Annotated in this window: 8 protein-coding genes; 1 reads left to right on the plus strand and 7 read right to left on the minus strand. The window is 59.8% G+C overall.

Going from position 1 to position 21,089, the window contains the following annotated elements; all coding sequences use genetic code 11:
• The first annotated feature begins 383 nt into the window (after positions 1–383).
• Positions 384–656, plus strand: a complete 273-nt coding sequence (locus tag O5O45_RS10805; protein WP_305905230.1) for a hypothetical protein — start codon at positions 384–386, stop codon at positions 654–656.
• A 104-nt stretch (positions 657–760) separates the two neighbouring features.
• Here the strand turns inward: O5O45_RS10805 and O5O45_RS10810 are convergent, their stop codons facing one another.
• From O5O45_RS10810 to O5O45_RS10840, 7 genes are all read right to left on the minus strand, one after another.
• Positions 761–2,005 carry an MFS transporter gene (locus tag O5O45_RS10810; RefSeq protein WP_305905231.1) on the minus strand — a complete coding sequence of 415 codons (1,245 nt, stop codon included), beginning with the start codon at positions 2,003–2,005 and terminating at the stop codon, positions 761–763.
• 118 nt (positions 2,006–2,123) lie between these two features.
• Complete coding sequence (locus O5O45_RS10815) at positions 2,124–5,270, minus strand: alpha/beta fold hydrolase (protein WP_305905232.1); 3,147 nt, start codon at positions 5,268–5,270, stop codon at positions 2,124–2,126.
• A complete protein-coding gene (locus O5O45_RS10820; RefSeq protein ID WP_305905233.1) occupies positions 5,260–12,297 on the minus strand; it encodes an SDR family NAD(P)-dependent oxidoreductase in 7,038 nt (2,345 codons plus the stop codon). The genes O5O45_RS10815 and O5O45_RS10820 overlap by 11 nt, the downstream gene beginning before the upstream one ends.
• A gap of 111 nt (positions 12,298–12,408) precedes the next feature.
• Entirely contained in the window at positions 12,409–12,963 is a 555-nt protein-coding gene (locus O5O45_RS10825; RefSeq protein ID WP_305905234.1) for an isochorismatase family protein, read from the minus strand.
• Between the two features lie 12 nt (positions 12,964–12,975).
• Positions 12,976–14,394 carry an FAD-dependent oxidoreductase gene (locus O5O45_RS10830; RefSeq protein WP_305905235.1) on the minus strand — a complete coding sequence of 473 codons (1,419 nt, stop codon included), beginning with the start codon at positions 14,392–14,394 and terminating at the stop codon, positions 12,976–12,978.
• Between the two features lie 18 nt (positions 14,395–14,412).
• The gene (locus O5O45_RS10835; protein ID WP_305905236.1) at positions 14,413–15,294 is read right to left on the minus strand and encodes an ACP S-malonyltransferase; all 882 of its coding nucleotides are present in this window, start codon (positions 15,292–15,294) and stop codon (positions 14,413–14,415) included.
• 62 nt (positions 15,295–15,356) lie between these two features.
• Positions 15,357–21,083 carry an SDR family NAD(P)-dependent oxidoreductase gene (locus O5O45_RS10840; RefSeq protein ID WP_305905237.1) on the minus strand — a complete coding sequence of 1,909 codons (5,727 nt, stop codon included), beginning with the start codon at positions 21,081–21,083 and terminating at the stop codon, positions 15,357–15,359.
• Positions 21,084–21,089: the final 6 nt, after the last annotated feature.

Here is a 21,089-nt window from a genome sequence, read left to right on the forward strand (position 1 = left end):
AGCTCGGCATTGCTATCTTGTCGCCGAAACCAGAACCTCATCCTTTAAGGCGAATAACCGAAATGCATCAAGCCAATAACCGCCGGCGCAGCCATCAAATTAACGCGGTGTTTCCGTTATCCGTATCCCAGGCGAACATTAACATAAGTTCACAGTCAATCCTCTAGGGCAATATTAATAACCCATACGGGATAACGATTAATAGAGAATTATCGGGGTTAATATACAACTCAATCTGCATCTCCAATGACAGATTTTCATATTTTAATTATGCGCGGTTGGAGCCTGTTTTGTATGATCAAAAAGCCCTGCTGACAGGCCCTGCAAGCCTGATTTAGACTACTCGGCGACATAGCGCGACATATAGAAAGGGAGAGCTTTTCGTGTCAGAACTCATTAGTGAAAAGAAGAAATTTGAAGAAACCTGGGAAAAGGAGGCGCTCAAAGCTTTTTCTCGTCTGTTTTCATCACAGCAAATAACGGAGTTTGATCAGGCTTTGTTCGGCGATCAGTTTGATCACTTTCGCCAAGGAATGGGCGTCAAGTTTCCTGATTCGGATGATATAAACTTCAAAAGAATAAGGTCCAACAGATTAAAGCGTCTCGGTTATAGCTGGCAGGCGGATATAAAGACATGGATCAAAGTGTCGGATTAATTACATCATGATCCATAAGCCGCCTGCTTTTCGTTTAAACAACCCGACAATCAGGCGGCGAGATTCAAACGCTGACCGTTAACAGGACAACGTTGTTTATTTTGCTAATCCGCGTATTTCACCTGCCGCGCCAGACTCAATTGCTCTTTACAGCAAACCAGAATCGCCAGGCAGACGCAAAGCAGTGCGGACAGGATAGGAGCGCTGACGCTGATGTTCGCCACAAAGCCAAAGGCGAAGCCAGAGAAGCCTGCGCTGAAGGCGGCGATGGCGGCGGCCATTCCCATGATGGAGCCCTGCCGACTGGCGTCGACGCTCATGGATAATTGCGCCATCAGACCGCTGTAAGACAGGCCGAACCCCACGGCTCCCAGGGCCGCCAGCAGATACAGCGCGTAGACATTGGCGCTGATCAGGGTTCCGCCGATGCAGAGCGCCATCAGCGCCAACGCCAGCCCAACCATGCCAAGCGGCTTCAGCATTTTCATGGCGGCGCCCACCAGAAACAGGAACGCCGCCGCCAGACCAAAGCCGACCCAGGAGACGAAACTACTCACTTCCTGCTGCCCCAGGCCCAGCTCCCCTGTCAGATACAGACCGATAAACTGGAAGAAGGTATTCCAGCCCACCAGCATCAACAGCAGGAGCAAGGCGTAGGTGCGGATGTCCTTGATTCGCACTGCGTCGAGCAGGTTCGCAATGGGGTTGGGAAGGGTCATCCCGCGACTGTCGGCGTCCGCTTGCTGATCCTGAAACACCAGCAGCAGGATCAGCAAATTCACCACAGACAACGCCGCCACAAAGACAAACGGCGTCTGCAGATTGAACCAGGGAACTAACGTCGGATCGCTCAGGTAGCCGCCGATCAATGGACCGACGACATAGCCCAGGGAAACAAAGAACATGATGTAGCCGATGTACTTGGCCCGCTGCTTCTCCTCAGTAACGTCAATAATGGACGCCTGCGCGACAGGCAGACTGCCAGAGAAAAAGCCGCCGATAAGACGCCCGACCATGAACAGCCACAGGCTTTTGAACGCCAGGGCGAGCGCCAGAAAGACATAGCTCATCGCCAGACCGCCCAGACACAGCAACAGCGTCTTCTTTCGGCCCAGGCCATCGGACAAGGCCCCCAGCAACGGCGCGCCGAAAAACATGGCGATGGAAAACGCGCCCAACGCCACGCCATAGACGCCATTGCGGAAACTCTCCGATCCCTCGCTGATCAGTCCTGCCGCCGGATCGTGGGCGATGGGCGTCAGCATGGGAATAATCAGGCTGGCGCCCAGGTTATCAATGAAGATAACCAGATAAATGCCGATTAAACTCAACATCCTTATGTTTGTCATAAAACCTCTCGTACTGGAGCGCCCTACAAGGACGCCCTTTATTTTTTCCATTATTTGCTATTGGATTGGCGCTTTATTGGCCTCTTAATCCTGGCCGCTTCGCCGCAGCTTCTTCGTCTTAACCGATGCCCTCCCCATTGAGAAAGCGCAGTAACTGCGTATTAAAAAAACGGCTCGCGGTCAGGGGGATAAAGTGACCGTGCCCCTTCACGACCAGTTCGGCGGCTTGAGGAATGCGGCGTAACTGATCGAATGTGGCTTCATCGATAACGCAGTCGTTTTGTCCGTGCGTCAACAACACCGGCATGGCGATCCCACCAAGGCGCGCATTGACGTCAAAGCACATCAGCGCGTCGTAGTAATAACGCAGCACGCTCATCGGCGCGCCGGCGCCCAGACTGGCGACGATATCTTCCGCGCCGTCAAATACGATCTCCAGCATGTCGCGATGCGCTTTCAGTTCGTCATGCAGGTCCAGCGTATTGCCGAACACGTCTTCGCTGAAACTTGGCGCGGTGCTGATCAAGGTCAACGAACGCACCAGATCCGGGTGATGGATGGCGATCAGGCAGGACAGGCAGCCGCCCAGAGACCAGCCCACCAGATCGACGGCGTTGCTGCTTAACTCTTGTCTGATAAAAATCGACATGTCTTCCGCCAGCGCTTCCAGGGAAAACGCAGCAGCGTCGAAAGGGCAGTCTTTGTGGCCGGGATAGATTGGAATTAACACCCGTCGACCGGACTGGGTCAGCGCATTGATTTGCTGCGTCCAGGCTTCCGCGCTGGTGTTCAGGGGCGGCGCCAGAATAATGGGCCGCCCTTCCCCATAGCTTAACCATTGCGCCATGGGGCCAGATGCGGTCGCAGATGCGCTTTCTCTCGGCGCTTCCGCTATCGCCTTCTCTTCCGCTATTCCCCTCTCTTCCGCTATCACCTTCTGCTCCACTATCCCCTTATCCTCCGTGACAGTCGCGCTCTCAGCGCCTGCCGCGGCTATAGCGGCGGCGAGATCCGCCAGCGTGCGATATCGGAACAAGTCATGAGCCTGCAGGCCTGGGCCGCGCTGTTGATAAGGCGCCAGCAGTTTCAGGGCGGACAGGGAATCCAGCCCGAGATCTTCGATTAACGCGTCCCGAGGCAGTTCATCCGGCGCAAACCCCAGCAGGTCTGACACCGCGGCGCGCAGCTCTTCTACAATGGCTTCGGTGGAAAGGGTCGAATCAGCCTGGGTGGACGGAGAAGCGTCAGCAACTTGCTCGTCTTCCCGGTCATCAATCCAATAACGCTTGCCGTCAAACGGATATGCCGGCGCATTGACGTCTGGATTCAGTGACGCGACCGCGTCCAATCGGCGCCGCACTTCCCCCTGCTCGCCCGCCCGCCACAGCGTCATCAGGGCCAGTTTATCCGTCGACAGGGTAAGTTCTCGCACGGCCAAAGGCGCATTTCGCAATGCGTCTCCGGCGTCCAACTCGTGCGCCAGTTGCTCCAATGCGGATAGCAAATCTGACTTATTCGCGGCGATAACGACGCAGTGCTGTCCATAGCGGGGGCGACGCAGTAACAACTGGCTGAGATCATAAAGCGCGTCCTCGTCCAGCTTCCCGACTAATTGCCGCACCCGTCCGACACTGGCGATCAGGCTGTTGCGGCTTTGCGCCGAGAGACAGAACGGCAGCGCCTCGCCCTTCCTGCGGGCGGCCAGGTTCTGCGTTGTCGAAGGCATTTTCTGCAGTAGCGCGTGCCCATTGGAGCCCGTGAACCCGAAGGCGCTGACGGCGCACAGGGGTTTATCCTGGGGCCATGGCAAGGGCTCAAAATTCATGCGAAAGCCAGCGAAGTCGATCAGCGCATTGGTTTTTCGCAGAGCCGGAAATGGCGGAATCGTCTCATGCTTGAAACTCAGCAGCACTTTGATGATGCCGGCGAGCCCGGAGCACACCAGGGAGTGGCCGATAATCGGCTTGACCGCGCCCAACAGACAGGCGTAATCCTCGCCATGGTCTTTGAACGCTTCGGTCAATCCGCGCATCTCAATGGGATCGCCCAAATGCGTGCCAGTGCCGTGGGTCTCCACATAGGCCAGCTGCGCGACATCCACCTCGTGACGACGGTACAGGTTGCGGATCAGCCTGCTTTGTGACTGCGCGTTGGGCGCCATCAACCCATTGCTTCTGCCGTCATGATTCAAGCCCGTTGCGACAATCGCGCCGTAGACGCGCAGCCCCCGCGCTTTGGCTTCTCCGTAGCGCATCAGGATAACCGACGCGCATCCCTCCGCTGGCGTGAAACCGTCCGCATCGTCGCTGAACGCGGCGCAGCGGCCGCTTGGCGATGACATATTGGAGCGTTGCGCAAACTCAAACAGCTCCGGCGTGCTGAACACCGACGCCGCCGCCACGATCGCCGCGCCGCAATGGCCCGCCTGAATATTGAGGCAGGCTTCATGCAGGGCGCTCAACGAGGAGGAACAGGCGGTGTCCAGAGTCAGCGACGGCCCATTAAAATCATAGAAATAAGAGATCCTGCCGGACAAGGTCGAGGTGGCGTTGCCAAGAAAACTGTGCGTACTGAACGCCTGCTCAGGATGTCCCGCCACCACAAATTTATAATCGCCGGGAAGACTGACTGCGAACACTCCGCACTGTAGCTCCCGTAATTCGTCCAGTCCCAGGTAGCTGTCGTCAATGGCGTGCTGCGCGGACTGCATCAGCAGGCGCTGCTGCGGGTCCATGCATTTGGCTTCGTTGGGGGAAATTTTGAAAAAGCCGGCGTCAAAATGATCGTAGTCAGGCAGAAAGCCGCCCACGAACTCCCTCGTCCCCTGCCTACGCCAGCGATCTGTCGTCGTCAGTTGGGAAGTCCCTTGCATGATGGCGTCCCAATAGGCGTCCACGCCATCGCAGCCGGCGAACTGCGCCGCCATGCCCACGACGACGATGGCGTCATCCTGGATTAGGTCGTCTTGTGGATCTTCGCCTCGGGAAGCCTGCGTGGGCTCACTCGATTGCTCCGCCGCCCCGGTTTGCGGCGTGTCCGCCAGAACCTTACTTATGTGGACAGTAAGCCCGTCGATGCTGATGCATTCGTAGATATCCGTCGGCGTGATTCCACAGTCGAAATGGCGATTGATGAGCTTGCTCAATTGCGCCGCCAGAATGGAATCCACACCGAGGGTCGCGACTTCCGCGCCCGTTTCAATATCGCCGGGGTCCGCCAATAGCGCCTCAGCAAACAGCGCGACAAGGCGCTCTTTAACTTCCATGATTCACCTCTTTCATCGCGGCGCTGTCCGCCGCCTGTTCAAACCAATAAGGCTTGGTGTCGAAGACATATCCCGGTAAGTGCAGACGACGATAAGCGCCCTCTGCAAACACGGGCGTCCAATCAATCAGGGCGCCTTGCTGATATTGCGCCTGGGCCGCCTGCATTAGGGCAGTCCAATCGCTTTGCGACAGGTCCGGCGTCCAATGCGACGTTTTACCGGCGCACTTTTCCTGGCCGGTCGCATCGGTGGCGCGAATCTGTGCGGTCAGGTCGGCGACGGAGGTGGCGATCCAGCTCAGACGATATGCAAAGGCCTCACGTCCGGTGTTCAGGGTGAACGCAATATCCGCCAACTCATGATCGGTAGTTTGCAGGCGCTCCAATAAATGCGCCTTCATGGCCGCCAGCGAATAAGGCGTCTTGGCGCTGAGCGTCACCAGCCAGCAGGGCTTTGGCGCCCTTTCGACAACGGCTGATTGCCGCCCCTCGGACAGGACGACATGAGCGTTGGAGCCGCCAAACCCAAATGAACTGATACCGGCCACTCTCGGACCCGTCGCCTCCCAGTCGCGATTCTCGGTCAGCAGCCAGAAGGGACCATCGCTGAGATGAATCATGGGATTCAGCCGGTGGAAATGGATATTCGCCGGTAACCGCCGATGTTGCAGGCACAGCAGCACCTTCAGCAGCGACGCGATGCCCGCGGCGGGCTCCAGATGGCCGACATTGGACTTCACTGCGCCCAGCGCGATACTGCCCTTGCTCTTGTGCGGCGCCAGTGCGTGGAACGCCTGATGCAGGGCGTCGATTTCAATGGGGTCGCCCAATTGCGTGCCGGTGCCGTGGGTTTCGATATAGCTGACCCGCTCCGCCAGTTCCGGCGTGTAGGCCTTTTGCAGCAACGCTGACTGCGCCTGTGGGTTCGGCGCGGTTAACGAGTTTGCGCGCCCGCCATGGTTTTCCGCAGAGGCTTCGATGACGCCATAAATGCTGTCGCCATCCCGTTGCGCATCCGCCAGCCGCTTGATCACCACGCACCCGACGCCTTCCGCGCGCACATAGCCGTTGGCGTCGGCATCGAAGGTCGCGCAGCGGTAATCGGGCGAGAGCACCCCCATGCTTTGCGCCGCATCGCTGATAGCCGGGTCGATCAGCAGACTCACCGCGCCCACCAGCGCCATATCACACTCGTTGCGCTGTAAAGACATCACCCCGCGATTGACCGCCACCAACGCGCTGGAGCACGCGGTGTCGATGGTTTGACTGGGGCCATTGAAGTTGAGCAGATACGACACCCGGTTAGCCAACATGGCGTGGGCGTTGCCGGTGGCGGCGTAGGGGTGCGAGCTTTGCCCCCAGGACTGCAGCAAGGTCTGATAATCGTTGAACTGCACCCCGGCGAACACCCCTACGCTACTCAGTAACGCCGGCGCATAGCCCGCGTCGGTCAGGGCGTTGTAGCTGGTCTGCAGAAACAGACGGTGTTGCGGGTCCATCAACATCGCTTCGCGGGCGGAGAGACCGAAAAAGCGCGCGTCGAAACGCTCGATATCGTCAATGGTTCCCGCGTAATAGGATTTATCCCCCCAACGCGCCACACGGCGAATGGCGCTGCGGTTTTCCGTCAGCAACGTCCAGAATGCCTCTAGATCCGCCGCCCCCGGCATGACGCCGCTCATGCCGATAATGGCGAAGCGTTGCTCTGAGAATTCCTCGGAGCGTTTCTCCGCCAACGGCTGCTCTACTGACGCGACGCTGGCCAGGGAAGACGCGGCGGATGCCGTCTCGCCGGTCTGCGAAACCGCATCGTCAGCACTGGCTGCGCCCGCCAGGGTGGCGCCCTGTTGCTGCAGATATTCCGCCAGTCGCTGGATATTGTTGTAACTGAACAAAGCATTAGGCGGGACCTGGGCGCCGAAGGTCTTGCCGATATCCTGCGCCAGGGTCTGCATCATCACCGAGTTCAGGCCGAGGTCGCCCCAACTCTTGTCCGTGCTGATGTCCTCTTCCGTGAGCTTGGTCAGCGCCTCCACCAAGCGGGTCAGCCCCGCCCGGATCTGCGCTTCAGAGGCGGTGACCTGAGAGGCGTTTTGATTGCCGTTTTTAGCCTGTTGTTGCGAGTTTTGGACTGTAGACGACGTGAAGCGCGCGCGGATTTTCTCCAGATCGCCCACCAGCCCCATGACCTGGTCATATTGATCGGCGACGCCGTTGATCCAGGTGATGAAAAGCGCGGCGCCCTGCCCCAAGGTCAGCGGGACAAACCCGTAATGACGTTTCAGGTAGTCCGCCAGAGAGCGGTACTGATCCATCAGATTTTCGCTATCCTGATCGTCAATCCACAGAGGCCAGTTGATGGACAGCGTATGCCCTTTGCGCGCCCCTTGCCTGACCTGTCCATTGCGCTCTGCGGCAAACTCATCCAGAAAACGATTGGCGGCGACATAGTCGCACTGCCCCACATTGCCCATGATGCTGGACATGGAAGAGAACAGGCAGAAGAAATCCAGTTCCAGATGGGCGGTGCAGCGATCCAATTGCCGGGTTCCCGCCACCTTCGCCGCCATGACCGCAGAAAAGTCCGCCAGCGACTTGTTCTGCACCTGGGCGTCTCTTAATACGCCGGCGGACTGAATGACCCCATGCAAACGGCCATGCTTTTGCAGCACATCGGCGATCAGGCGCTCCGCCTGAACCGGGTCGGCGATATCCGCCCGCAGGTAACTGATTTCACCCTGCGGCCACTGCTGCAACCAGGCTTCCCGCTCTGGCGACAAGGCGGAGCGTCCGACCAGAATCACTTTGGCGTTGTAGTCCGCGTGCAGACGTCGGGCGATTTCTCTGCCGATCATGCCCATGCCGCCGCTGATCAGATACACGCCGCCCTCGCGCAGGCGCGCGCCCGGAGCCGGTTCAATGCTGGTCAGGCTGCGCTCCCAGCGCTCTTCTTGCCGGCGTTCGACCTCCTTAAATTCGTCCGTTGTATCGGCCTGTTCCGCCAACAGCCAGCGCCAGTCCTCCAATTCCCAGGACCCAGCGGGCTTGGCGATCTGCGCCTGTCTGTAATGAACGTCCGTATTTTCCAGCGCCAGCACTCTGAAAACTCCCCCCATGGCGATTTGTTCAGGGGGCTGACGGCTGTCACTGACATTCAATAGTACACAAGGGCGCGCACAGGCCTGCATCGCCTTCGCCAGGTTCAACGCCATCGCGTCGCTCCAGGGGACGTTGCAGTTGATCCAGCGGATCTCTTCCTGCTGCAGTTCATGGGCGATGTAATCCAGCGCCTGGGTGAAATCATCCAGGTGATCGGGCCGCAGGGTCAGGGCGTCATGTTGGAAACTCAATGCCGTTCCTGGACTGACGCGCAGAACCCGCGCACCGTCGATCATCGGCGGCAACACTTGCTCCGGCGGCGCCATTACCGCCACTAAAGGGATGGGGTTTGACAGCGCAGGCGCATCAGTGCGTCGCCATACTGGCGTCAACAATACGGCGGGCGTCAAGTCCGGCGTCGGCGCTGAACTTGGCGCGACAGGTTGAACAGAATTAGTCGCCGCCGAAACGACTTCCGCCTGTAGCGTCGGCGCCCAGTAAACATCGCGTGCGAACGGATACTTTGGAGCCCCTCGCAGCAGGGATTTCACTGGAAAGCTGCCGGCGAAGTCCACGCTGTCCCCTTGCAGGTAGGCGCGCATTAACGACGCGAAGGGCTGGTTCGCCGGCCTGTTCGTTTCGGACGTATCTGCGCCTTCCAGTCTGTCGATCAATGCGTGGACTGACGCCACGACATAACACTCCCGCTCGGCGTGATGTTGGCGGGCGCAACACAGGGTGTAGCTCAGACTGTATAAGCTGACTTGCGGTTGATCGCGCAAATACGCCGCCAGTTGTTGCCGCACCCGCCGCAGGCCGCTGCGATTGGGCGCCGACAAGGCGATAAGATACTCCGATTGCGCCGGCATGGTTCCGGCGGACTCACTTGCAAGATATTGCTGCAGAATAACGTGACCGTTGGCGCCCCCCGCGCCAAAAGAGCTGAGCCCGGCGAAGCGGGTGGCCGCTCCCGCCAGGGGCCAGGGCTGCGTTTCCCGCACCAGTTGAAAGCGGGTTTGCTCAATATTTAGATAAGGGTTCTCAATGGCGCAATGCAGCGTGGGAGCAAGCTGTTCGTGGGCGAACTGCTGGATCACCTTGAAGAGTCCCGCCATCGCGGCGGCGGATTCCAGGTGGCCGATATTGCTTTTCACCGAGCCGAGGTAACAAGGCGCGTCCGCACCCTCCAGATTAGCGCCGTATGCGCTTTGCAACGCCTGCAGTTCGATGGGATCGCCCAGCCCGGTGCCGGTGCCATGGGCCTCCACATAATTGACCTGGGCGGGATTTACGCCGGATTTGCGCAAGGCGTCCTGAATCACCCGCTGTTGCGCCCGCGCTGAGGGAACCGTAAAGCTGCTGGTTTTGCCGCCGGAATTAATCGCCGTGGCGCGTACGATGGCGTATATCACGTCCTGATCGCGCAGGGCGTCGGCGACGGACTTCAACACCACCACCGCCGCGCCTTCGCCGGGGACATAGCCGTCCGCCTCCACGCCAAAAGCGTGGCAATGTCCGCTGGCGCTGAGGAACTTGCCTTGGGATAACAGCCGGTATTTACCCGGATGCGCCATGATATTCACGCCGCCGGCCAGAGCCATGCGGCACTCGCCCAGACGCAGGCTGTTGCACGCCATATGCAACGCGGTCAGAGAGCCCGAGCACATGGTGTCTACAGTCAGGCTGGGGCCTTGCAGATCAAATGCATAAGACACGCGGTTGGCGATGGCGGCGAAGGAACTGCTCACCACCCTGGAAGCATCCAGGTCCTGATAATGGCCGAACATGGCGGCGGCGAACACGCCGACGTCCCGGCTCGGGGCGCTAAAATACCCCGCGTCCTCCAAGGCATGGTAGCTGACCTGCAGAAAACGTCTTTCCTGAGGATCCAGCAGCGTCGCATCCACGGGCGCAATATTGAAAAAAGCCGGATCGAACTCGGCAACGCCTTCCATAAAGCCGCCGTGACGGCCGTAGGTCGCCTCCCCCTGCGCGGTTGAGGCGGAGTAATCCCGCCGCCAATCCCAACGGGACTGCGGAATGACCCGCACCGCGTCTTCACCGGCGGCGAGCGAGCGCCAGAACGCTTCCGGCGTCGCGCCATTAGGGAACTCTCCCGCCAAGCCGATGATCGCAATGTCGTCGTCCCGATAAGCGTCCGTCGAGAGTTTGGGTTCGTTGGTCAACGTTGGTGTAGCGCCGCCGCCATGAGGTTTGACATGCTCGGAGTTAGCTTCTTTGACGTCAGGCGTATTGTCTGTGGCGTCAATTTGCGCTTGTTCGGCAGGTGCTGTTTCCACTTGCCGGGACGCCGCAGCGCCGTCCGTGTCCGCCAGACAGGCGCATAGCAGCGGCTGCGCCCGCTCCATCAAATGCTCCGCCAGTTGCCTGATGGTGGAGCACTCAAACAAGATAGCGCGACTGAGTTTGAAGTCGCCTTGAGGCGATAACTGCGCCGCAATGTCCGTGCTGATCTGAATGCTGGCGACGCTGTCGAGACCTTTGTCCAGCAGGTTGTCGTCGTCTTTCACCGCTTTCAGACCGCTATGCCGGCGCACGATGTCCCGCAGCCAGCGTCGCGTTTGCGCTTCCAGCTCAACGCTATCCCCCTGCGCCAGCGGCGATTGGTCGACCACTTCGGGCTCACTTGCCGATTGCGGCGCGTCCATGTCGCCTCGTAACGCAGTCATTCCCGCCGCCGCGCCCTCATAGATCACCAAATGGCGCTCCCCCGCCGCCAGGGCGGCTAACATGCGTTCACAGGCCGGCTGCGGCTCCATCGGGCGCAGACCAGAGTCATCCTGAGCCATTTGCATGCCTTGGGAACGCCATAGCCCCCAGGCGAAGCTGTACCAGTTTGGAAGCAGCTCCGAGGCCAGCTCGACGAACTCGTTGGCGGCTCCGTAAGCGCTCTGCCCCACATTGCCGAGGGTCGCCGTCAGCGAGCTGAAGTTGACCACATACTGAGGCTGATAATCCTGTTGCAACGCCGCCAGATTCAAGACCACGCCGACTTTGGCGCGCAGCGTTCGGTGCAGACGTTCCGCAGTCAGGTTATGAAACAGACAGTCGTCCAGGGTTCCCGCCAGATTAAACACCGCTTTGATGGCGCCGAATCCCTGCTCGATATGGGTGAAAGCCGCCTTGAGCACGCCGTAGTCCGTGGCGTCGACGCGCAGATAGCTTTTTACGCCATAGGCCTTCAGCGTTTGCGTCAACCCGGCGTCGGGCGCCTTGCGGCCCAGCACGAACAGATTCAGCCGCCGCGTGGACTGCAACACGCGAATCAGCTCCTGGCCAACGCCTCCCGCGCCGCCGATCAACACGATATTGTCGCCGTCACGAAACGGCGTCGGCGTCGCCGCGCCCTGCCCGGCGGCGACCCAGGATTCGACGCACAGGCCCGTCCCGTCAAAGCGCAGACGACGCCCCGGCCAGGCCAGGCCGGCGGCGATATAAGCCGGCAATGCGGCGCTAATGGGACCGGCGGGAATGCGCGCGGACGTGAACTGGCAGCGGGACGTCTCCAGGCTGGCGGAGCGCGCCAAGCCGTCGAACAAGGCGGCAAGCGCGTCTTGCTGCGAATGCAAAGATAGCAGATGGATCTGACGCTTCTGCGCGAATAGCCAGCGCAGCAGCTCAAGGCTGCGACGACTGCAGGACATCCAGCTCGCTTCGGTCAGCGACGCCAGAGGCCGGTCGCGACCGGCGATCACCGCCACCACATCGCGGCCGCCGCCAATCTCGGTCAACCTCGCCTGCATACCCGCCTCGTCCCGAACCTGATCCAGACGCAACACCGCTGCGCCCATGTGGCGCGCCGCGGTCGCCGCCTCGGCGCAGTCCGTCGCCACCAGCACTCGCTCCGCTTGAATTTCGCCGTGGGGAGGCGCGGCGACCTCCGTCAATTGCCGTCTTAATATTTCCATTCAAACACCACTGTAAATATGCTTTGAGTCTTCCGTCACCGACGAGCCAGGTATCTTTTCTGTGAAGGGACGCGATGCTCCGGGAGGGATTGCGCCTGCGCTCAGACAGGGTCAGCGAATGTAACGCCCATCCAGATATTTCATCGCCAGATCCAGATAATTGGGGTACTCGGAATGTCGGATCAGCTCGAAAAAGAACATTTCCCGGGTGATCAGCTGCACGCCGTTCTGCTCAAGGCGCCGCAACGCCGCCTCATGATCGGTGCGCGAGCGCGCGGAGCAGGTGTCCGCCAGCAGAAACACCTCTTTCCCCTGAGCTTTTAAACGCAACGCGGATTGCAGCAGGCAGACGTGGGTTTCCGCCCCCGCCAGCACGTAGTGGTCGCGTCTGGTGGCTTCCACAGAATGGGCGACGGCCTGTTCCTGCATGAAATCAAAGTGGGTTTTCTCCAGAAATTCCGCGTCCCTGGCCACCTCGGTCAGCGATTGCGACAACTTGCCGAGCTTTTTGTGCTCGATGATCTGGGTGGGAACCTGCAGATCGCAACACATGTCCGCCAGCCAGCGGCAGTCGTTCAATAATTGAGTGCCGTTTTGCAGCAGCGGAATCAACTCCAACTGCATGTTGAAAATAACCACAGACGCTTTTTCTTTTTGTAGCAACATTGTTCGACTCCTTTAAACCATTAAGTCCTTGATGAATTTGTGCGATTGCTCTTTATGCAGGGATAGCGCCTTGGCCACCCGGAAGATAGCGTCGCCGATCCAGGAGGCGACTTTTTCGCCGGGCTTGTTCACCCCCATAATGTCCTTGATGACTTTGAACTGCACATAAGCAAGGGTGTTGTCCCGGTAGGGATAGGCGGCGCCCAGTCGATCTGCGATCACCATAGCGGAGACAATGGCGCCTTCGTGTCCGGTCAGGCTGGTGTCTGTACCGCAGAACCAAAGGTTATTAACGCCCTGTATCTCTTTGATGCGAGTCTTGCGATAGAAATCCACCGGTCTGAGTTTGGGCAGTTTCCATGATCTTTCGCAGGCGATGCGCTCCGGCCTGATACTGTCTTTCGGGTCGAAAGTGACCAGCAACGGCTTGTCCAGGTTCCGATACGGCGGCAGCACGTTATTGACCCGGGTCAGGGTCCCGAACTGCGCCTCCGGCGCTGCGATATTGAAGCTGTCCGGCATTTTGAACTGACAATAGTGCCCCTCTCCCTGGGGACTGATCCAGCGCTCGTCATGATGCAGAAAACTCTTCACCGGCACATGCTCGAAGCCGCCCAGAATGTCCTGGTACAGGCTTTCCGTCGTCGCCAGTATGGACAGCGTTACGTCAGCGTGGGTGGCGAATATCACTTGGTCGAAGCGCTGGCTCTTCCCGTTGAACTCCACGGTGACGCCCGAGGCGGACGGGGTGACGCGCTGCACCGGCGTATTCAGTTGCACCCGCTCGCCCAACTCCTCGGCGATGCGCTTCAGATAGCCATTCACCCCGCCTTTGGCCTTGCGCCAGTAGCCCGGCGAAAAGAACGACAGCAGATTCATGTTAAAGGAGATGGCGACGTACATGAGCGTGTAATCCAGGGACGGCGCGTTGCAGCCGGAATACACCGTCATCAGCGGCGACAGCGCCTGGTGCTTGAAGGCGTCCGAATAACCTTGTTCATCCAGATACTGGCCGATGCTCATTTTCTTGTAGCGCTCGTCCCCGGAGCTCAGCACGGTGGCCATGTCCAGATGAAAACGATCGAATTCCTCGCGCAGTTCTTCCCCCAATTCGCCCTTACCGGTGAGGTTGTTCCAGAAGCGCCCTTCCCCGGGAAAATCCACGTGCATGGTCAGCGGCGCCACATAGCTGTCGACGCCGAAATGCGTCAGCAACGCGCACAAGTTGGGCGACAGGCGTTCGTTGAAATACTCCACCCCCATATCGATATACTGCGTTCCCGTCTCGGTTTCGACAGGATGACTGTAGGCGTGACCGCCGAGATAGTCGCTGGCTTCGAACAGCGTGACCTGGTTGTTTTTACTGAGCAGCCACGCGGCCATTGCGCCGGCGCCGCCCCCGCCGATGACGGCGATGTTGCTTCCTTTCATTTTGATTACCTCTATGGGTTAAGCCTGTGCGTGCGTTGCGACCGCATGCTGAATTTTTCCCTGCAGGTTGGTAAGCACCCGACCCGGTCCCAGTTCGACAAAACGCGCCTGCGGATAACGCCGCAACAGACTCTGAATGGTCAGCGACCAGCGCACGGGTTTTACCAGCTGAAAAGCCATTTCTTCGATAAGGTGTTCACCGCTGATAGCGTCGCCACTGGCGCTGGAAATCACCATCTTCTGCGGCGCATGGAGATCGAGCCCCAGCAGAAATTCAGCGAACTCCACCCGGCAGGGCTCCATGTAGCGGGAATGAAACGCGCCGCTGACCGGCAACGACACACAGCGAAGCCCGTCCTTTTCCAGTCGCGGAGATAACTGCCGCATGCGCGCTTCCTGGCCGCTCAACACCACTTGGCCCGGAGCGTTATCGTTGGCCACATCCACATCAAAACAGTCGAGCTGGATCAGCTTTTCCCGCAACCTGTCGGCGCTGACGCCCAGCACCGCCAACATGCCGCCGCCATGAATCGCCTGCATCATTTCCCCGCGTTTGGCGACGATGCGCAGCCCGGTCAGCAGGTCGAAGCCCCCCGCCGCGAACAGCGCCGGAAACAGCCCCAGGCTGTGCCCGAGCAGGCGCCCGTCAAATGAGTCATGAAAACGGCGGCCGACCTGCCGCAGGTAGTCCAGGTAGGTCAGGCAGCACACAAAGTACAGCGCCGGCTGCGTATAGGCGGTCTGATTCAAACGCCCTTCCCGGTCTTGCAGACACAGATCCACCAGGTCGTAACCCAGGATCTCTTCCGCGTCGCGACACTGCGTCGGGTAGCGCTCGAACAGGTCTTTCCCCATGCCCGGATGTTGCGATCCCTGACCGGGAAACATCAGTATTTCCATTGTTTCAACACTTCCATCGTTGTGGTTTTTCAGGCTGCTTCAAAGCAGGTTGAACTCCGGCGTCAGCTGAGATCAAAGACCTCAAAGCGGGGCTCCGGCCGCACCTGTCGGGGGCGCGTATCGACGTCGTCTTCGGCGTCTGGCCGCACCACCACGGACACCATGTCTTCCAGTAGGATCAGCACCTCTCCCTGTCTGTCCGTGAAGTAGAAATCAAAGCGTCTGGCCTTGCTGGCCTGACCGGAAGTTCTCTCCAGGCAATAGCCGTATACCGCCTCGTTGTCCGGCAGGCGTTTCACCACTAACCGACCCAGGTGGTATGGCATAAAGACCGTCCCCTCGCCGCTGCTCTCAGCGCCGGAACCCGCCGCCAGAATCGCCAGTTGCAGACCTGAATCCAGCAGCGCCGGAGACACCAGCCGCCCCCAGTCGTGGTCGACCTGCAGCAGCGCCCTCACCAGGCCCGGTTTGACTTGCGCCCAGCGTATCCCCTGCAGGGGGGCGCCATAGTCATAACCCCGTTGTTTGAAGTCCGCATAGATCTGCGCCTGGGACCGACGCGGGATGGCGCCCATCTCCTGCAGCGGATTTGGCGGGTTTTCCATGCCCAGTCGCGCCAGCACGGCGGCGATATTCGCTGGCGCGCTGGCGTCAGGGGTCCGCTCCGCGCTGCAATACTGGGTATAACCGCCGCGCCCTACGAAAAGCGTACGCTCGCCCTCTTCAATCACGTCCACCCACTGCGGGTCGGTGATCTTGTCTTTCCACATAATGTTGGCGAAACCGCCGTCATCGGCGCTTTCACACAGGGTCGACAGGGTCCAGGCGGCGGGCGCCATGGCGCGGCTGTTGATGCGATGGGCCTGGGTCAGAGAAGTGAAGCCCTTGAAGTTGGATTCAACCGAGTCGATCCAGTGACGATGACGGATGAATACATATGGCGGGACCGCCGCCAGACGCCGCTGCGGATAGAAATCGCGCCAGGGCAAATCGCCCCCGGCCTCGTACAGGGCGGCGACGCGCTCGGCGTTGTCGCGGGTCAACCGCTGCGGCGGCTGTTCCTGTAATGGTCCCGACGCCTCTTTGCGGGACGCAGCGGTAACGACTTGCAAGTCCTGACCCAGTTGCTCAATCAGGTCAGCCTGATCGCGACACACCAGCGCCCGGCGGAAGCAATCGTGATCCCGCGCGCACGCCAGCGTATACGCCAATGCGTCCATATCCACCTGCCGCCCCAGCAACCACTCCCGTAAGCTGTCCATAGTCTGCTGCAATCCTGCGTTACAGTGATGGGACAGCGGAATCACATAGCTATCCCGCGCCGCACGGGGCGCCGCATCGACAGACGCCTGGGCCACGCCCTGAATCACTACATGGGCGTTGCCGCCGCCGGCGCCGAACGAACTAACGGCGGAAACCCTGGGCGCCGTTGCGTCCCATACCCGCCGCTCCCGGTTCAGCAGGAACGGAGTCTGAGTGAAGTCCAGATGGGGATTGAGTTGCTCCGCGTGCAAAGAAGGAACCCACTCGCCGTGATGCATCTGCAGAACCGCTTTTAGCACGCCGCAAAGTCCCGCCGCCGATTCCAGATGGCCCAGATTCGACTTGACCGACCCCAGACGAATACTCTGGGGCGCCGCGTCCCCGTAGCTTTTGCTTAATGCGCGCAGCTCGATAGGATCGCCCAGCTCCGTGCCGGTGCCGTGCGCTTCCACATAGCCCACCTCCCGCGCGGATACGCCGGCGGCTCGCAGCGCTTTGCCGATCAACGCCGCCTGAGCGTCCGGGTTGGGCGCGGTGTAGCCGTTGGAGCGGCCGCCGGCGTTGATCGCGGAGCCTTTGATAAAGGCGTAAACGCGATCCTTGTCGCGAATGGCGTCCTCCGCCCGCTTCACCACCAGACAGACCACGCCTTCGCCGTCGACAAAGCCGTCCGCATTGGCGCCGAAAGGTTTGCACTGCTCGCTTCTGGACAGCATGTGCAGGCCGCATAGCAGCTCATAATGACGGGGATGGGTAATCAGGTTCACCCCGCCCACCACCGCCTGTTCGCAGTCGCCGTTTTTCAGCGCCTGGCAGGCCAGATGCAAGGCGGTCAGCGAGGCGGAGCACGCCGTGTCCACCGCCATACTGGGGCCGCGCCAGTCAAAGAAATAAGACGCACGGTTGGCCATGGACCAGAACAGGGAGGTCGCCGGCGCTGTCGTCGTTTGCGCCGGGGTGTGCCAGGCGTAATCGCCGTTCATCACGCCTACGAACACCGCGGTGTCGCTACCCGCCCACTGCTTGCGGGTGTAGCCCGCGTCCAGCATGGAACGGTAGGTCTGCTCCAGCATTATCCGCTCTTGCGGATCCATTCTGGCGGCTTCGTTGGGCGTCAGATTGAAGAACACATGGTCGAAGGCGTCCACGTCGTCAATGAACGCGCCGCGATTGGTGTAGCTGCCGCGGCCGTTAAGAGGAGCGTCCGTAAGGAAGCCTTCCTGCTTCCAGCGCTCCGCCGGAATCACATCGGTGCAGTCGCGGCCATTGCGCAGATTTTCCCAAAAACGCGCCACGTCCTGCGCCTTCGGTAGCCGCGCCGCCATACCGACAATGGCGATATCGCCGGGGCGCCACAGCGATTTTTCTGGCGCATCAGAGGATGGCTGCGCATCCCAATCACGTTCATCTGTACCACTATTGCCTGCATATTCCCCTGTCTCAGAAACCTGGGCAGGCGTGTTTTCAGGCGTGGTCTCGCCTGAAGGTGAAGTCGCCACCGTGGTCGCTAGATAGGCCGACAGCTGGCGCAGGCTGGGATATTCAAACAGCACCGTCGCAGGCAGGTAGCCGAATATCTCCTTCAACGGACGAATCAGTTCCAGGGAAATAATGGAATCGACGCCGTACTCCTGAAACGGCGTATCCGCCTCGACATCTTCGGGCTCCATCATCATGGTGTCTGCAATCACGGCGCGGACTTGGTTCATGATTTCCGTCAGGCTATCCCGGCCGGGCGGCGTGACCGCCGTTTCTTCGACAGTCAGAGCCGCAGCCGGCGCTTGGTTCGTGGCCCCTTCATTCCAGGCCAATCCAGAGGCCACTATATACTCCGCCAACTGGCGGATAGTGGGATACTCAAACAGGATGGTCGCGGGCAGATATCCCGTTTTCTCTTTGATCGGCTTCAATAGTTCCATGGAGATCAACGAGTCCACGCCCATTTCACTGAAGGGCATATCGCGCTCGATTTCACTGGGGTCGAATTGCAGCACCTCGGCGATCGCCTGCTGCAAGAACGCTTCAGTGGACGCCTGACTGGCGACTCCGGCCTGAGATGCACTTTGCTCCGCCGCGCTGTCAGGCGACGGCTCGATGGAAGCTGCTTCCGCCTGGGGCCCAGTGTTTTGCGACACAGCGCCTTGCTGCGCATCGGTTCCGGCGAAGCCGACCATCACCTGCTGATCTTCGCCACCGTGGGCGTCCACGCCCTGGAATCCCGCCTGCAACATCAGACGTCGCCAACTGTCGCCGGACAGCAGTGGGCTGTTGGGGATGCGATAAGGGTCCTGGCTCAGCCACCAGCCGTCCGTCAGGCCGAAGGTCAACGTGGCGTAATCCTGACAGGAAGTGATTTCATTAAGCACGAACACGCCGTCGTCCGCCAACAACCGACGCACCTGACGCAGGGTTTCCGGCAGGTCCGAGGTGGCGTGGATGACGTTGGTGGCGATCACCACGTCGAAGGGCTGTTCAAACGCAGGGGGCTTCTCAATATTGCAGATTTTGTATTCCACAAAGGGATAGTCAGCGAAGCGGCGTCTGGCTTTGTTCAAAAACGCGAAAGACAGGTCGGTGAAGGTGTAACTGACGTTGTCCGGCGTCAGTTCAGGCAGCACAAACTGAGTGGTGCTGCCGGTGCCGGCGCCGATTTCGATAATGCGCAGAGGACGTCCCGCCCGCGCCTTTTGCAAGTTGGCGACGATCCTGGCGACTACCTGATTGAAGTAATCCGCAATGGGATTGTCCCGGTACACCGGCTCCACCAGCTCAAAGCCGCCATCGGGGAAAATCACGCTCAATGGATTGGTTTCCCCCCGCAGAATGGCGGGCAGATTGTCGATGCACTGGTCCAGCAGCCGAATATGACCTTTCAGTTCTGGATAGAGGCCTATGACTTGCTCGCGGCCGGGTGAATGACCCGCGTGAATACTTCTGAGCGCCGCCGCCAGCTTGCCAAACTTGGGCGCAATGGTTTCCGGCATGCTCACTTGACTCAAACGCCAGCGCGCGTATTCCTGCAAGGCGGCGGACATGGCCTCATTGCGGGCGACCAACGGGTCCTGCGTGCGATACGCAGGGATCAGCTCAGCGCTGGTTGCAGACGCGGCGGGTTCCTGGGCCTTGAGTTGGGGAGAGGTTTGAGCCATCACGTTTTGAGGCATTAGGTTTTGAACTGCGGTATGAGGAGCGATATGCAGGCGTTTTAACGCCAGATCAGACGCTTTCACCACGGTGATTTGCCGGCGCTCCGTCACCAGAAAACGTTCAATGACGGCGAGTCCTTCGTCCACTTCAATAGAGCCGATTTGCAGCTTCTTCATGCGCTCTCGGTAGGTCTCGGAGGCCACCACGCCCACCGAGCCCCAATAGCCCCAGTTGATGACCTTGCTGTTGATCATCAGTCCGTTGTGCAGCAAATCCGCGAAGGCGTCTTTCGCCACGCAGGCGGCGGTGTAATTGCCCTGCCCGGGGTTGGCGATATAAGACTGAATGGAAGAGAAAAACAGGCAGAAATCCAGGGTCCGCCCTTTCAACGCCCGCGCCAGATTGTAGGCGCCATGCACCTTCGGCCGCAGCACATTGAACAGCGTCTGCTCGGACATCGCCGCCAGCGACGCATCCTCCAGCACCAGAGCAGAATGCACTACGCCATGAATCACGGCGTATTGGTCCAGCACCGTCTGCAATGCGGCGCGGTCGCTGAGATCGACGGAGTGATAATGCGCCTCGGCGGCGCCCAGATCGCGCAGTCGCATCAGCAGGTCGTGCGCCTCAGATCGACGTCCGAGAATCACCAGCCGCGCCTGATAGCGAGCGGCCAGATATTCCGCCAGCTTGCCGCCCAACCCGCCGGCGCCGCCGAGAATCACATAGGTTCCCTGCTGGCGAAAAGCGGATTGCGCCGGCCATGGGCTCAAGGTCGTCGGCTGCATGTCGGCGACGCCATAGCGCCCGTCCGCGATACAGACCGGCCTGCCCGGCAACGTGGGAAGCGGCGCACGCAACGCCTCCCGCAACGTATCTGGAGTCAGCTTGTGCAGCGAGAAGCTGCGCACGGTCCATTCCGGCCGCTCTTTGGCCAGGGTCTGCGCCAGCCCCACATAGACGCCGTCCACAGGATGGGTGACGCTCTCGAACAGCGGGCTGGCGACAGCTTTGTCCGTGAACACGTCCAGTTTGACCGCAGGTTTGTCACGCAGCGCTTTGAGCAGACTAAAAAAGGCGCTGACGTCCTCGTCCGGCACGGCGGCGCGCCAGGGAGTACGGGTGACGAAACACAGGCGCAGCGCGGGGTTTTTATCCACCGCCCGCGCCAGATCGTCAATGGTTTGAGGGTCCAGCAGGCGCACTTCCGCCTGGGGCGTATAATCGGCGATTTCCTCCCGTAGCGCTGCCTGCGATGGCGGAACAATAATGACCCAGGGCTCGTCCGCCCCGGACGCCGCCGCTAAAGGCAGGATTTTCCATTCGGGAGAAAACACCAGCGAATCGATAGCCGTTTGAGAAATTCCGGCAAACTCCATATCCCT

The sequence above is a fragment of the Hahella sp. HNIBRBA332 genome (assembly GCF_030719035.1).
Lineage (GTDB): Bacteria > Pseudomonadota > Gammaproteobacteria > Pseudomonadales > Oleiphilaceae > Hahella.

Bases quoted from the DNA above. Each gene is read 5' to 3' on its own strand.
- O5O45_RS10810 (WP_305905231.1), bottom strand. From the start codon at position 2,005: ATGACAAACATAAGGATGTTGAGTTTAATCGGCATTTATCTGGTTATC.
- O5O45_RS10815 (WP_305905232.1), bottom strand. From the start codon at position 5,270: ATGGAAGTTAAAGAGCGCCTTGTCGCGCTGTTTGCTGAGGCGCTATTG.
- O5O45_RS10820 (WP_305905233.1), bottom strand. From the start codon at position 12,297: ATGGAAATATTAAGACGGCAATTGACGGAGGTCGCCGCGCCTCCCCAC.
- O5O45_RS10825 (WP_305905234.1), bottom strand. From the start codon at position 12,963: ATGTTGCTACAAAAAGAAAAAGCGTCTGTGGTTATTTTCAACATGCAG.
- O5O45_RS10830 (WP_305905235.1), bottom strand. From the start codon at position 14,394: ATGAAAGGAAGCAACATCGCCGTCATCGGCGGGGGCGGCGCCGGCGCA.
- O5O45_RS10835 (WP_305905236.1), bottom strand. From the start codon at position 15,294: ATGGAAATACTGATGTTTCCCGGTCAGGGATCGCAACATCCGGGCATG.
- O5O45_RS10840 (WP_305905237.1), bottom strand. From the start codon at position 21,083: ATGGAGTTTGCCGGAATTTCTCAAACGGCTATCGATTCGCTGGTGTTT.